The following is a 13,328-nucleotide window of genomic DNA, read 5'->3' as shown; positions in this document are numbered from 1 at the left end:
TCGTTTCACCACACCCCCGGGCCTAGTCTCGCGCCAGCGACGCGTGTCGCGAGACCGGGAGGCACCGATGGACCCCATGCTGTTCGACGGCTGGCAGCCGCTGGCGCGCACGGCGCTGGTCGGCGTGCTGGCCTATGCCGGGCTCGTCATCCTGCTGCGGATGTCGGGGGCGCGCACGCTGGCGAAGATGAACGCCTTCGACCTGGTGGTGACGGTCGCGCTCGGCTCGACGCTCGCCACCATCCTGCTGAGCAAGGACGTCAGCCTCGCGCAGGGCCTGCTGGCGTTCGCGCTGCTGGTGGCCATGCAGTTCGCGGTCACCTGGTCGAGCGTGCGCCTGCCCTGGGTGCGGCGCGTGGTGACCGGCGAACCGGTCCTGCTCGTGCACCGCGGCGCCCTCCTGGAGGACGCGATGCGCCGGGCGCGCGTCAACGAGGACGACCTGCGCGCCGCCGTCCGTGCCGCCGGCACCGGCGGCGTCGCCCGGGCCCATGCGGTGGTGCTGGAGACCGACGGCACCTTCAGCGTCATCCCCGCGGACGCGGACGGCGCCGACGATGCGGCGCTGACCGGAGTTCCGCAGGCCGGTCGGGATCGAGAGCGCGATGGCACCGCGCTGCCGCGCGCCAGCACGCACGGCTGACAGGCAACGAGGGTTCGCTGGCCGCCCGCCTTCCGTGAGCGTGCTCGGGCGGCGCGGCCGCAGTGCCGGCAGGCTGCGCGGATCGCCTTCGGGGCGCGTCCGAATGGATCCAGGCGGGCAGGAGGTTCTCAGGGCTCGCGCGGTCGCGGGACCGGCAGCGACCAGCCGTGGCGAATCGCCATGAACCTCAGCCCGAAGCACAGCAGTGCGCCGGCGACCATGCCCGCCGCCGGCGGCAGCGCCAGCCAGGCGCCCAGTACCGCGACCGCCGCCCCCAGCGCGGCGGCCACCGCGTAGAGCTCCGCACGCAGCACCACCGGCACCTGCGCGACCAGCATGTCGCGGGCGATGCCGCCGCCGATGCCCGAAAGCATGCCGAGCAGGACCGCCATCACCGGATGCAGGCCCCAGGCCAGCGCCTTGGTGGCGCCGGCCACCGCGAACAGCGCCAGGCCCGCCGCGTCGAACAGCTGCACCGGGTTGCGCAGCCGCTCGATGTCCTCGTAGCGGAAGAAGGTGATCGCGCCTGCCAGGATCGCCACGCCGAGGTAGCGCCAATCGGCGAAGGCGGCGGGCGGCACCGCGCCGATCAGCACGTCGCGCGCGATCCCACCCGACACCGCGGCCGCGAACGACAGCACCAGCACGCCGAACAGGTCGAGGCGGTGGCGCACGCCGACCGTCGCCCCGCTGATGGCGAAGACGAACGAGCCGACCAGATCCAGGACGACGAGGAAGAGATCCATGGGCGGGCACATGCGGGGCGCGCCAGCATGCCGGCCCCGTCCGCCGCATGCACCCACCAGCCCGGTCCGGGCCCGGGCGAGGCCGCCCCATTCCCCAATCCCCATTCCCCGCTCCCCATCCCCATCCCCCATCCCCCATTCCCTGTTCCCTGTTCCCTGTTCCCCAGTCCCATTCCCGCTTCCCCATCCCCGCTTCCCCATCCCCCACCCCGAGCCCGACACCACAGTCACGCCCGCGCACCCACAGTCGATCGCCCCCGTCCCGCCGAGAGCGCCCGCATGAACGCCGTGGCCCCCGACCTCCTGCGCCGTCGCCTGCTCCAGGGTGCCGGCGGGTCCCTCCTCGCCGCCTCCGCGCTCGGCGCGGCCGGCGCGCAGACGCGGGTGCCCGAGCGCGCCAGCGGGCAGCCGATGCCGGAGCTTGCGCGTCCGCTGCCGGCCGGTCCGCAGCGGCGGCTGGGCTGGGCGGTGGTGGGCCTGGGCAACTTCGCGCTCAACCAGATGCTGCCGTCGTTCGCCGACAGCAAGCACGCCAGGCTGGTGGCGCTGGTCAGCGGCAATCGCGACAAGGCGCGCGAGGTCGCCGGGCACTACGGCGTCGAGGACGACAACATCTACGGCTACGACGACTTCGACCGCATCGCCGAGAACGACGCCATCGACGTGGTCTACATCGTGCTGCCGCCCGCGCTGCATGCCGACTACACCATCCGCGCGCTCGAAGCCGGCAAGCACGTGCTGTGCGAGAAGCCGATGGCGCCGACGGTCGCCGAATGCGACGCGATGATCGAGGCCGCCGACCGCGCCGGGCGCAAGCTGATGATCGCCTACCGCGCGCAGTACCAGGCGCACAACCTGGAGGCGATCCGCATGATCCAGGACGGCGAGCTGGGCGCGCTGAAGTACATCACCTCGGCGCATTCGCGCAACACCAATCCCGAGGAGCCGGCCGACCAGTGGCGGCTGCAGAAGGAGATGGCCGGCGGCGGCTCGCTGTTCGACATCGGCATCTACAGTCTCAACGCCGCGCGCTACCTCTCCGGCGAGGAGCCGGTGCGGATCTCCGCGAGCATCCACTCCGACGCCTCCGACCCGCGCTTCAGGGAGGTCGAGGACCTGGTGCTGTTCCGCCTCGAGTTCCCCAGCGGCGTGATCGCCAACTGCTCCAGCGGGTTCAGCACCGCCAGCATGAACCGCGCCACTGCGGTCGGCGCGGATGCGGTGCTGACCATGGAGCCGGCCACCGACTACTACCGGCACTCGCTGTCGGTGAGTTCGAAGGACGGCACCCGCGAGCTGGGGCTGCGCGAGGACAACCAGTTCGCGCAGGAGATCGACCACCTCTGCGAATGCATCCGCGCGGACACCACGCCGAAGACGCCCGGCGCGGAAGGCCGCCAGGACGTGCGCCTGATGCTTGCGATCTACGAGGCGGCGCGCAGCGGGCGGACGATGCCGTTCGAGTCCGACTACCGCCGCAGCCGCGAGGAGCTGCTGCGCGGCTACGCCATCGTCGAGGCGCTCAAGCAGGCCTGAGGGCGCTCACGGCGCCCACTCCGGCAGGGCCCGCCACAGCGCCTCGCGCATGCGGCGGGTGTGCGAGCCCTGCCAGTAGACGCGGCCGCAGCCGGGACAGCGCCGCACCGGGTCGGGCGAACCCTGCACCGTCGGCGGCACGTGCGCGGCGGCCTCCTCCGCGGTGGCCGCGCGCAGCGGTGCGTTGCAGACCAGGCAGCGGGTGAACAGCTCCGTGGGCGCCGGCAGCGCACAGTGGGCGACGACCTCCGCGAGCTGCTCCAACGGTACGTCGCTGGCGGGGATGAACACCTTCGCCGGCCGCAGGAAGGCGACGAGGTGGCGGTCGCGGGTCAGCAGCACGCGGTCCTCGCACGCGGCGATCGCGACCAGCTCGCGGTCCGGACGCTGCGGTTCGAGCAGGGTGTCGCAGCCGAGCGTCCTGAGCCAGCGCGCGAGCCGGGCGAGCATGGCGTCGGCCAGGAAGGCCGCACCGCCCTGCGCCGGCGGCGACTGCACGTCCCGACCTCGATCCACGCTCCGCTCCTGCGCCGCCGTCGCGGTGGCCCATACTGGGCCGCGGGACGTGGGCCCGGCGTCGATCGCGGGCATGACCTTCCGGCCGTACGGGTCTGCGGGCGTGGCGTTAAGGTGCCGGGTCCGCCCTCAGGTGCCCGCCGATGCCCGACCTGCTCCGCCCCGCCCTCCTCTGCGTGCTCCTCGCCGGGCCCTGCGCGTTTGCCGCAGCGGCCCAGGACGCGCCGTCCGCCCACGCCACGGCGCCCGTCCCCGCCGGCCTCGCCGGGTTCGACGCCTACGTCGCCGGCGTCCAGGAGACCTTCGACGTACCCGGTATCGCGGTCGCGATCATCGATGCGGAGGGCACCGTGCTCGAACGCGGCTGGGGCGTGCGCGAGCTGGGCAAGCCGGCGCCGGTCGACGCGCACACGCTGTTCGCGATCGCCTCCAACACCAAGGCCTTCACCTCGGCGTCCCTGTCGATCCTCGCCGACGAGGGCCGGCTGTCCCTCGACGACCGGGTGATCGACCACCTGCCCTGGTTCCGCATGGCCGATGCCTACGTGACCCGCGAGATGCGCCTGCGCGATCTGCTGGTGCACCACAGCGGCCTCGGCCTCGGCGCCGGCGACCTGCTCTACTGGCCGACCACCAGCTACAGCAACCGCGAGGTGGTCGAGCGCCTCGCCCACGTGCCGCTGGCCGGCGGGTTCCGCGCCGGCTACGCCTACGACAACATCCTCTACGGCGTCGCCCAGCAGGTGATCGAGACGGTCGGCGGGCAGTCCTACGCCGAGTTCCTGCGCACGCGGATCTTCGAGCCGCTGGGCATGGACGAGACCCGCTTCAACGCCGACCACCTGCGCCCCGGCGACGCCGCCGCGACCGGCCACGCCAGGGCCGACTTCACCGACCTCGCCCCGGTCGCGCCGATGACCTGGTCCAACGTCGCCGGCGCCGGCGGCATCTATTCCAGCGTGCACGACCTCGCCACCTGGATGCGCGTGCAGCTCGACGGCGGCGTGATCGAGGGCGAAGGCGACGGCGCCCGCCGTCTCTTCAGCCAGGCGCGGCACGAGGCGATGTGGACCGTGGTCACGCCGCGCGCGATCCGGCCCCCGCAGGTGCCGGCGCTGGCCGCGGCGACGCCGAACTTCCTCGGTTACGGCGAGGGCTGGAACATCTCCGACTACCGCGGGGAGAAGCTGGTCTGGCACACCGGCGGCTGGCCCGGCATGGTCTCGCGGGTGACCCTGGTGCCGTCGAGGAAGATCGGCATCGTCGTGTTGACCAACGCCGAGGCCGGCGCCGCGTTCCAGGCGGTCACCATGCGCGCGCTCGACGCGATGCTGGGTGCGCCGGACACCGACTGGACCGCCGCCTATGCCGCCGGGCTCGGCAGGCAGCAGGAGGAGGCCACGGCCGACTGGGAGCGGCACCTCGCCGCGCGCGATGCGGATTCCGAGCCGTCGCTTCCGCTCGCCGACTACGCCGGCACCTACCGCGATCCCTGGTACGGCGACGTCCGCGTCGAACGCAGCGGCACGGGCCTGGCGATCCGCTTCTCGAAGACCGCCCAGCTCGTCGGCGACCTCGAGCACTGGCAGCACGACACCTTCCTGGTGCGCTGGCGAGACCGCCAGCTCAACGCCGATGCGTTCCTGAGCTTCGCGCTGACGCCCGACGGCGCCATTCGCGAGGCGCGCATGGAACCCGTCTCGCCGCTCACCGACTTCAGCTTCGACTTCCAGGACCTGCGCCTGGCGCCGGTCGGGAGCGGGGACGCCGACGCCGACGCGGGCTGAGCCCGTGCGGCCGCGCCTGCCGGCTCAGCCGAACCGCGGCTGGGCCAGCACGCTCAGGAAGTGCCCGAGGACGCGCGGCTCCAGCAGCAGCATGAACAGCACGCCGTAGATCGCGCCGGCCAGATGCGCGCTGTGGTTGATGTTGTCGCCGCCCTTGCGGTCCATGTAGATGCTGTAGCCGACGTAGAACACGGCGTAGACGATCGCCGGCACCGGCAGGAAGAACACGAAGATCAGCGACCACGGGTCGACCAGGATGAAGGCGAACAGCACCGAGGTCACCGCGCCGGAGGCGCCGAGGCTGCGGTAGTTCGGGTCGGCGCGGTGCTTGAGGTAGCTCGGCAGCGAGGAGACCAGCAGCGCGCTCAGGTAGAACAGCGCGAAGCCTACCGGCCCGATCAGCTGGCCCAGCACCTGCTCCATGATGCGGCCGAAGAAGAACAGCGTGATCATGTTGAACGCGAGGTGGGCGACGTCGGCGTGGATGAAGCCCGAGGTCACCAGGCGGTCGTACTGGTGCGCCTTGCGCACCGCCGGCGGCCACAGGATCAGGCGCGCGATCAGCCGCGGGTTCTTCCAGCCGAGGATGGTCACCGCGCAGGTGACGACGATGATGCCGAGGGTGACGAACATGCGCTGGACGAGGCCCGTAGGAGCGGCCGGCAAGTCTACTGGAGACCGGCCGGCCGCCGCGCCCTCAGCCCGGGCCGCTGCGTTCGCGCGGGCGCGCCTTGCGGTCGGTGAACAGCATCGTCGCCACCAGCACCACGCCGAAGGCCGCCGCCAGCAGGAACAGCGCCAGCGCCAGCGCCGGATAGCCGAACAGGCGGAGGTCGGTGTCGACGCTCATCATCATCGCCGCGCCCACGATCAGCGCCGCGATGATCACGCCCGCGCAGATGCGGTTGGCGATCTTCTGCAGGCTCTCCATGAGGTAGGTCTCCTCGAGCCCGGCCAGGTGCACGCGCAGCCGGTTCTCGGAGAGCAGGTTCAGGATCGAGGACACCCGCCGCGGCATGTCGCGGGTGAGTTCCTGCATCTCCATCATCTCGCTGGCGATCGCCGAGGGCGAGAACGAGCGCATCATGCGTTTGCGCATCACGCTCTGCAGGTGCTGCTCGACCACGCGGCGCACGTTCATCTCGGGGCCGAGCGCGCGCGACACCGCCTCGAGATTGAGCAGGGTCTTGGCCAGCAGGGTCAGCTCCGGCGGCGTGCGCAGGCCGTGCGCCGCGCCCACCCGGGTCAGCTCCATCACCATCCGTCCTTCGGACATGAGATCGGAGTCCGACAGGTTGCAGTACTGCGCGATCAGGCGCCCGGCCTCGCGGATGAACTCGGTCTCGCGGAAGTCCTGCAGCCGCGTGCCGATCGCCATGAACAGCTCTGCGACCTCCTCGCCGCGGTCGTCGACCGCAGCCAGGATCAGCTTGAGCAGGCGGTCGCGCATGCGCGGCGGCACGTGCGCGACCATGCCCAGGTCGAGCAGCGCCAGGGTGTTGTCCTGCATCAGCAGCACGTTGCCGGGATGCGGATCGGCGTGGATCAGGCCGTGCACGAACACCTGGTCCAGGTAGGCCCGCATCAGCGTCTCGGCCAGCCGCTCCAGCGGTTCCTCCATGCGCCTGAGGTCGGCGACGCGGGTGATCTTGGCCCCGTCGAGCAGGTCCATGGTCAGCACCCGCGTGCTGCTCAGGTCCCACACCGGCCTGGGCACGCGCAGCTCGGGATAGCTCTCGAGGTTCTCGGCGAAGCGCGCGAGGTTCTCGGCCTCGATCCGGTAGTCGAGCTCGGCGACCAGGGTCTTGCGGAACTCCGCCACCCAGTCGGCGAAGCGGTAGCGGCGGCCGACATCCGAGACCCGGTCGACCGTGCCCGCCAGGCGCGCCAGCAGCGCGAGGTCGCTGCGGATGATGCCGTCGATGCCGGGCCGCTGGACCTTGACCGCCACCCGCCGCCCACCGCGGAGGGTCGCCGCGTGCACCTGCGCCAGCGAAGCGGCGGCCAGCGGCTTCTCGTCGAACGTCTCGAACGCCTTGCTCAGGCGCACTCCGAGCTCGCTCTCGACCTGCTCGCGGATCGCTTCGAACGGCACCGGGGCGACGTCGTCCTGCATGCGTTCCAGAGCCGCCATGTAGGGCGGCGGCACCAGGTCGGGCCGGGTCGACAGCGACTGCCCGAGCTTGATGAAGGTGGGACCGAGCGCCTCGAGGTCGGCAGCGAGCTGCCCGGGTTCTTCCGGCGCCTGGGCCTCGCCCTCGACGGTCGCGGCCAGGGCCGCGTCGTCGAGGCTCAGGCCGTTGAACAGCCCGGCCTTGCGGTAGCGCATCAGGAGCCGCGCGATGTCGAGGTAGCGGCGCATGCCGCTGGGATTGCCGTTGTCGCTCATGGCGTTCCCCCGGCCATGGAAGGTCCGGTGGAACCGGAGACGGGAGCACGGCGGTGGCCGTGCACGGATCGGGTCGGGCGCATGCGGGCGTCGCGCATCGTTGCTCCAGTGCGCCGGGGTGGGCGGGCGCCGGGCACGATGGCAGCGCACGGGCGAGCGTCCCGTCAACGTCGCCGCGCACTGACGCACCGCCCACGCCCCCCGTCCCAGCATGCGACGTGCCGCCCTCCCCGCGGCGATTTCGACGAGGCAGCCCATGAACAAGCCCCCCGCACCCGGCATCTCCACCGACCACCGCAAGGACCAGAATCCCGGCTACGCCGAAGAGGAGGCGGGCACCAGGGACGAGGCCCAGCAGCCGGCGCCGAAGCCGGCGAAGAACTTCGAGAATCCCGAAGGCGGCGTCGGCGACAAGAAGCCGGAAAGCGGCGCCTGAAGCACCGCGCTCAGCCGAGTGCGCCGAACTCTCCACCCTTCTCAGCGGCCCGCTTCCACGCGGGCCGCTCGCGTATCCGCGCCAGGAACCCGCGCAGGTGCGGGTAGCGCTGGTCGAGGCCGCCGCGGGCGGCCGCGGCCTCCAGCGGGAAGCTCATCTGGATGTCGGCGGCGCTGAAGCGCTCGCCGGCGAACCAGGCCTGCCCGGCCAGCGTGCGTTCCATGAAGTCGAACTGCGCGGACAGCTGCGGGCGGACGAACCCGCCCAGCACCTTGTCGGCGATGCCGCGCGCGATCGGCCGCACCAGCGCCGGCGCCCTGGCCTTGACCTGACCGAACACCAGGGTGAGCAGCAGCGGCGGCATCAGCGAGCCCTCCGCGAAGTGCAGCCAGTAGGTGAAGCGCCGCCCGTCCTCGCTGTCGCGCGGCGGCGCCAGCCGCCCTTCCGTGTCGTAGCGCTGCAGCAGGTACTCGATGATCGCCCCGGACTCGGCGACGACCACGCCGCCGTCCTCCAGCACCGGCGCCTTGCCCAGCGGGTGCACCTGCTTCAGCGACTCGGGCGCGCGCATGTCCTTGCCGCGCCTGTACTCGCGGATCGAATAGTCGAGGCCGAGCTCCTCCAGCAGCCAGACGACGCGCTGCGAGCGCGAGTTGTCGAGGTGATGGACGACGATCATCGGCGGACTCCGCGGCAGGCCAGGGCCGCGCAGGATACGGCGGTGCGGTGATGCGCGGGCGACGGCGCGTCCGGGCCGCACCCGCCCGCACGGGCACGTACCATGGCCGGTCCGTCCCCATCCAGCCCGCCGCCCATGCAGCCACGCACCGTGCTCGCCGCCGCCCTCGCCGCCTCCCTCCTGCTGCCGGTCGCCGCGCCTGCCGCCGATGCGCCGCTGACCACCGTGGCCGAACGCTCCGGATTCCAGCGCACCGGCCGCTACGAGGAGACGATCGCGCTGTGCGAGGCCTTCGCCGCGCGGCATCCCGACGCGGTGCGCTGCGAGCGCTTCGGCACCACCCCCGAGGGCCGGCCGATGCTGGTCCTGGTCGCCAGCCGCAGCGGTGCGCTGACGCCGGAGGCCGCACAGGCGCAGGGCCTGCCGGTCACCCTGATCCAGGGCGGGATCCACGCCGGCGAGATCGACGGCAAGGACGCCGGCTTCCTCGCCCTGCGCCAGCTCCTGGACGGCGAGGCGGCGCCGGGCGCGCTCGGGCGCCAGGTGCTGCTGTTCGTGCCGGTGTTCAACGTCGACGGCCACGAGCGCTTCGCCGCCTGGAACCGCCCGAACCAGCGCGGCCCCGAGGAGATGGGCTGGCGCACGACCGCGCAGAACCTCAACCTCAACCGCGACTACCTCAAGGCCGACGCGCCGGAGATGCAGGCGATGCTGGCCCTGATGCGGCGCTGGGACGTGCTCGCGCTGGTCGACCTGCACGCCACCGATGGCGCCCAGTTCGAGCACGACGTCTCGATCCAGGTCGAGCCGGTGAAATCCGGCGACGTGCCGCTGCGCGAGGTCGGGCGGCAGTTCCGCGACGGTGTCATCGCGGCGCTGCGCGACGAGGGCTCGCTGCCGCTGGACTTCTATCCCTCCTTCGTCGTCGGCGACGACCCGTCCTCGGGCTTCGAGGACGGCGTGCCGACGCCGCGGTTCTCCAACGGCTTCATGGTGCTCGCCAACCGGCTCGGCATGCTGGTGGAGACGCACAGCTGGAAGCCCTACCCAGAGCGCGTGCGCACCACCCGCAACACCATCGTCGCGGTGCTCGAGCTGATGGCCGAGCATGGCGCGCGCTGGCGCCGGGTCGCGCAGGCCGCCGATCGCCGCGCGCAGGCGCTCGCCGGCACCCCGGTGCCGCTGGACTGGGCCGTCGCAGGCCCGGCGCGGACAATCGAATTCCGCGGCTATGCCTACACGCGGACGCCGTCCGACGTCTCGGGCGCGACCATGACCCGCTACGACGAAACGACGCCGCAGGTCTGGCGCGTGCCGCTGCGCACCGCGGTCGAACCCAGCGTCGAGGTGGCAGCGCCGGGGGCGGGCTATGTCGTCCCCGCCGCGCACGCCGCCTGGGTCGGCGAGAAGCTTCGCCACCATGGGGTGATCTTCTCGACCCTGCAGGGCGCGCATCCGCAGGCCGCGACCGAGGTCTTCCGCGCCACTTCGGTGGCGTTCGGCGCGCGTCCGTTCGAGGGCCACCAGCGTGCGACCCTCGCCGGCGGCTGGGCACCCGAGGCCCAGGACGTCGGCGCGGGTGCGCTGTTCGTGCCGATCGCGCAGCCGCGCGCGCGCCTGGCGATGGCCCTGCTGGAACCGCAGGCGCCGGATTCGCTGGCCGCCTGGGGCGAGTTCAACAACGCCTTCGAGCGCAAGGAATACATGGAGGACTACGTGGCCGAGGACGTCGCCCGCGACATGCTGCGCGACCCGGCCGTGCGCCGCGCGTTCGAGGCCAGGCTGCGGGATCCGGGCTTCGCCGCCGACCCGCAGGCGCGGCTCGACTTCTTCTATCGCCGCCACAGCGCCTGGGACGAGCGCCTCGACCTCTATCCCGTGCTCAGGGTCGAGCGGCCGCTCGAGTAAGGGCGCGGGCGCTCACGCCGGCGCGAGGTCCGGCCCGGCGCCGCCACGGTCGCGCCGCCGGCGGCGGGCGAACCAGGCGGCGAAGAAGGCCACCGTCAGCAGCAGTTCGGCGAGGTCGCCGCCGTAGTACATCCACTGCGCCGCGGATTCGAGCTCGGCCCTCCCGACGCCGGTACCGCGCGGGAACCCGTAGCCGTACATGAGCTTGCCGAGGTTCGCGTGCGCGGCGGTGCCGACGAACAGCACCGCCAGCCGCATCGCCGCGCCCGGGCGGTGCGGCGCCGGATCGGGACCGGCGATGGCCCAGGCGAAGAGGTAGCCGGAGACCAGGAAATGGACGTGCAGCAGCACGTGCAGCACCGGGTCGGACATGCCCAGCGCGAACAGCGGCGTGAGGTAGAGCACGTACATGCCGCCGATGTCGAGCAGGAGCGCGGTCAGCGGATGCACCAGCACGCGCAGCGGCGGCGCCCCGAAGAAGCCGACCACCCGCCGCGCCGCGACCGCCGGCAGCGCCCGCAGCAGCAGCGTGCCCGGCGCGCCGAGCACCAGCCCGAGCGGCGCGAACATGCCGAGCACGAGGTGCTGCAGCATGTGGCCGCGCAGGTCGTGGTGCGCCCAGGCCGCGACCGGCCCCGCCATCACCGCGACCACCAGCAGCACGCCGCCGGCGAAGGCCGCCGTCCGCCATCGCGACCAGCGCCCCGCGCGGCGCTCGCGCAGCACCAGCACCAGGTAGCCGCCCAGGGCCAGCAGCGGCACCACGACCAGGAGCACGAACAGCGCCGCGGCCGCGTCCGGCGCCGCGGCGTGCGCGTGCTGGTTCAAGCTCCCCGGCTCCCGCCCGCTTCGCGCCGTACGCGCCGGGCGAGCACCAGGCCGATCGCCAGCAGCACCAGGGCGCCGCCGTTCCAGGCCAGGTCGTAGGGCCACAGCGGCTCGACGTAGCGGACCTGGTGCAGGCGCAGCAGCTTGTGGTCCACCAGGCCGTCGAACAGCTGGAAGCCGCCCGCGCCCAGGAACAGGCCCGCCCAGACCGCGCGCCGCACCAGCATCCCGCGCTGGCGCAGCTCGCCGAGGAGGAAGAAGCCGGCGACCAGAAGGATCAGCTCCGCCGAGTGCAGCAGGCCGTCGGAGAGCAGGCCGATGGCGGGCGTGGAACGGTCGAAGAAGTGGTGCCAGGCCAGGATCTGGTGGAACACGATCTCGTCGACCGCCGCCATCAGCCCCACCCCCAGGACCGCCGCTGCGCGCAGGGTGCGGACGGGGGCATGCGCATCGTTCGGGACGAACGGCTCACCCATGGTGTCGTGGCGGTCCGGCGGAACCGCCAGAGTCGGGCTGTCGTCGTGCAGCCGATGTCGAGGCGACGGCCTCGCCTGCACTGCCGGCGCCGGCGTTCCGCCGCAGCGTCGCCTCGATCCGGTCGGCGGCGGCCGTCGCGCCGTCGGGCGCGGTCATCGCCGCGCCGCGGCGCGCGCGCTTGGCGAAGCCCGGCTCCCTCAGCAGGCTGCGCAGTTCGGCGGCAGCGCGTTCGGCGCCGTAGCGACGCGCCGGCAGCGCCCGCGCCACGCCCAGCGCGGTCAGGCGCGCGGCGTTGTCGGGCTGGTCGAAGCCGTGCGGCACCACCAGCATCGGTCGCGCGGCCTGCAGGGCCCGTGCGCAGGTCCCGATGCCGCCCTGATGCACGAGGACGGCCGCATGCGGGAACACGCGTTCGTAGGGCACCGCATCCACCGCCATCAGGTCGTCGGCACCCGCCGGCACCGCCGCGTGCGCGCCGGCGCCGACCAGCAGCGCCCGCCTGCCGACCGCGCGTGCCGCGCGCACGCTCTCGTGGAAGAAGCGGCCGGCGACCGCGACCGCCGCCGAGCCCAGGGTGAACACCAGCGGCGGCGGTCCGGCGGCGAGGAAGCCGCGCACCGCGTCCGGCATCGGCAGGTCGCTGTCGTACAGCGCGAAGCCGGTGCAGTCGGTGCCCGGCGGCCAGTCCGGCTGCGGCGGCGCGAAGGCCTCGGGAAACAGGGCGAGCACGCCGTCGGGTCCGTGCTGCGCATCGAACAGCGGATTGCCCCGCGGGTTGCGCACCGGCAGGCCGAGGCGTGCCCGGAGCCGGCGCAGCGGCCGCGTCCAGCCCGCGGTGCCGTGCTGCGCGAGCCAGCGCAGCATGTGTCCCTGCGCGCGCGCGGGATGCGTGCCGCGATGCAGCGGCGTGAACGGACCCAGCGGCGGGAACTGGTGCGCCGACAGGAACACCATCGGCGACAGCACCGCCGACATCCACGGTCGCGCCCAGCGCTCGGCCGCGACCTGTCCGGCGAACGCGAGGCTGCTGGTCGCGATCAGCGCCGCCTCGCGCGCGACGGGCTCGATGGCCGCATACGCCGGCCCGGCATCGCGCGCGACCAGGTCGACCAGGAAGCGCGGCCCGCGCAGCGGCGCGAAGGCGTGCTCGACATGGCCGGCGGCCGCCTCCGCGGACAGCGTGCCGGCGGCGACGAAGTCGAGCCCGGCGGCGGCGACGTGCGGCGCGTGCACGGCGTGGCTCGCCACCGTCACCGCATGCCCGCGGGCGGCCAGCGCCCGCCCGACCGCCAGGAACGGAAACAGGTCGCCGAGGGAGCCGACGGTGGCGAACAGGATGCGGGACGGAGGGGCGCCGGCCATGCGACCGAGCCTGCCGGCACC

13 protein-coding genes are annotated in these 13,328 nt (G+C 73.0%); 5 read left to right on the top strand and 8 right to left on the bottom strand.

The genetic code is table 11. From position 1 onward, the window contains the following. The first annotated feature begins 67 nt into the window (after positions 1-67). Complete coding sequence (locus KB893_RS00450; protein ID WP_211928042.1) at positions 68-643, top strand: DUF421 domain-containing protein; 576 nt, start codon at positions 68-70, stop codon at positions 641-643. A 128-nt stretch (positions 644-771) separates the two neighbouring features. On the opposite strand, the gene KB893_RS00445 is transcribed toward KB893_RS00450, so the two are convergent. Continuing rightward, positions 772-1,389: a trimeric intracellular cation channel family protein gene (locus KB893_RS00445; RefSeq protein WP_213173294.1), complete on the bottom strand. Its 618-nt coding sequence runs from the start codon at positions 1,387-1,389 to the stop codon at positions 772-774. A gap of 279 nt (positions 1,390-1,668) precedes the next feature. Between KB893_RS00445 and KB893_RS00440 the strand changes: the two genes are divergently transcribed. Further along, on the top strand, positions 1,669-2,925 hold the full coding sequence (locus KB893_RS00440) for a Gfo/Idh/MocA family protein (RefSeq protein ID WP_213173293.1): 1,257 nt from the start codon (positions 1,669-1,671) through the stop codon (positions 2,923-2,925). Between the two features lie 6 nt (positions 2,926-2,931). Here the strand turns inward: KB893_RS00440 and KB893_RS00435 are convergent, their stop codons facing one another. Next, positions 2,932-3,441, bottom strand: a complete 510-nt coding sequence (locus KB893_RS00435) for a Mut7-C RNAse domain-containing protein (protein ID WP_211926958.1) — start codon at positions 3,439-3,441, stop codon at positions 2,932-2,934. Positions 3,442-3,584: 143 nt separating this feature from the next. Here KB893_RS00435 and KB893_RS00430 point away from each other — a divergent pair, with 143 nt between their 5' ends. Continuing rightward, positions 3,585-5,228 (top strand): serine hydrolase, encoded by a 1,644-nt coding sequence (locus KB893_RS00430; protein WP_211926957.1) that lies wholly within the window; start codon positions 3,585-3,587, stop codon positions 5,226-5,228. A gap of 24 nt (positions 5,229-5,252) precedes the next feature. Here the strand turns inward: KB893_RS00430 and KB893_RS00425 are convergent, their stop codons facing one another. After that, on the bottom strand, positions 5,253-5,861 hold the full coding sequence (locus KB893_RS00425; protein ID WP_211926956.1) for a rhomboid family intramembrane serine protease: 609 nt from the start codon (positions 5,859-5,861) through the stop codon (positions 5,253-5,255). Between the two features lie 64 nt (positions 5,862-5,925). Next, on the bottom strand, positions 5,926-7,617 hold the full coding sequence (locus KB893_RS00420; RefSeq protein WP_211926955.1) for an ABC1 kinase family protein: 1,692 nt from the start codon (positions 7,615-7,617) through the stop codon (positions 5,926-5,928). Positions 7,618-7,873: 256 nt separating this feature from the next. Here KB893_RS00420 and KB893_RS00415 point away from each other — a divergent pair, with 256 nt between their 5' ends. Continuing rightward, on the top strand, positions 7,874-8,053 hold the full coding sequence (locus tag KB893_RS00415) for a hypothetical protein (protein ID WP_211926954.1): 180 nt from the start codon (positions 7,874-7,876) through the stop codon (positions 8,051-8,053). A 10-nt stretch (positions 8,054-8,063) separates the two neighbouring features. On the opposite strand, the gene KB893_RS00410 is transcribed toward KB893_RS00415, so the two are convergent. Then, positions 8,064-8,732 (bottom strand): glutathione S-transferase, encoded by a 669-nt coding sequence (locus KB893_RS00410; RefSeq protein ID WP_211926953.1) that lies wholly within the window; start codon positions 8,730-8,732, stop codon positions 8,064-8,066. 135 nt (positions 8,733-8,867) lie between these two features. On the opposite strand from KB893_RS00410, the gene KB893_RS00405 reads away from it, so the two are divergent. Then, a complete protein-coding gene (locus tag KB893_RS00405) occupies positions 8,868-10,640 on the top strand; it encodes a M14 family metallopeptidase (RefSeq protein ID WP_211926952.1) in 1,773 nt (590 codons plus the stop codon). A 12-nt stretch (positions 10,641-10,652) separates the two neighbouring features. Here KB893_RS00405 and KB893_RS00400 read toward each other — a convergent pair whose 3' ends face one another. From KB893_RS00400 to KB893_RS00390, 3 genes are read right to left on the bottom strand one after another with little or no spacing between them, the layout of a single operon-like run. Continuing rightward, the gene (locus KB893_RS00400) at positions 10,653-11,468 is read right to left on the bottom strand and encodes a cytochrome c oxidase assembly protein (protein WP_211926951.1); all 816 of its coding nucleotides are present in this window, start codon (positions 11,466-11,468) and stop codon (positions 10,653-10,655) included. Further along, on the bottom strand, positions 11,465-11,944 hold the full coding sequence (locus tag KB893_RS00395; protein ID WP_211926950.1) for a DUF2243 domain-containing protein: 480 nt from the start codon (positions 11,942-11,944) through the stop codon (positions 11,465-11,467). Before KB893_RS00395 ends, KB893_RS00400 begins: the two co-directional genes overlap by 4 nt. After that, positions 11,937-13,307, bottom strand: a complete 1,371-nt coding sequence (locus KB893_RS00390; RefSeq protein ID WP_211926949.1) for a glycosyltransferase — start codon at positions 13,305-13,307, stop codon at positions 11,937-11,939. Before KB893_RS00390 ends, KB893_RS00395 begins: the two co-directional genes overlap by 8 nt. Positions 13,308-13,328: the final 21 nt, after the last annotated feature.

The sequence above is a fragment of the Coralloluteibacterium stylophorae genome (assembly GCF_018122625.2).
Lineage (GTDB): Bacteria > Pseudomonadota > Gammaproteobacteria > Xanthomonadales > Xanthomonadaceae > Coralloluteibacterium > Coralloluteibacterium stylophorae.
Note: the sequence above shows the minus strand (reverse complement) of the source record. Positions and strands in the feature narration are given on the sequence as shown.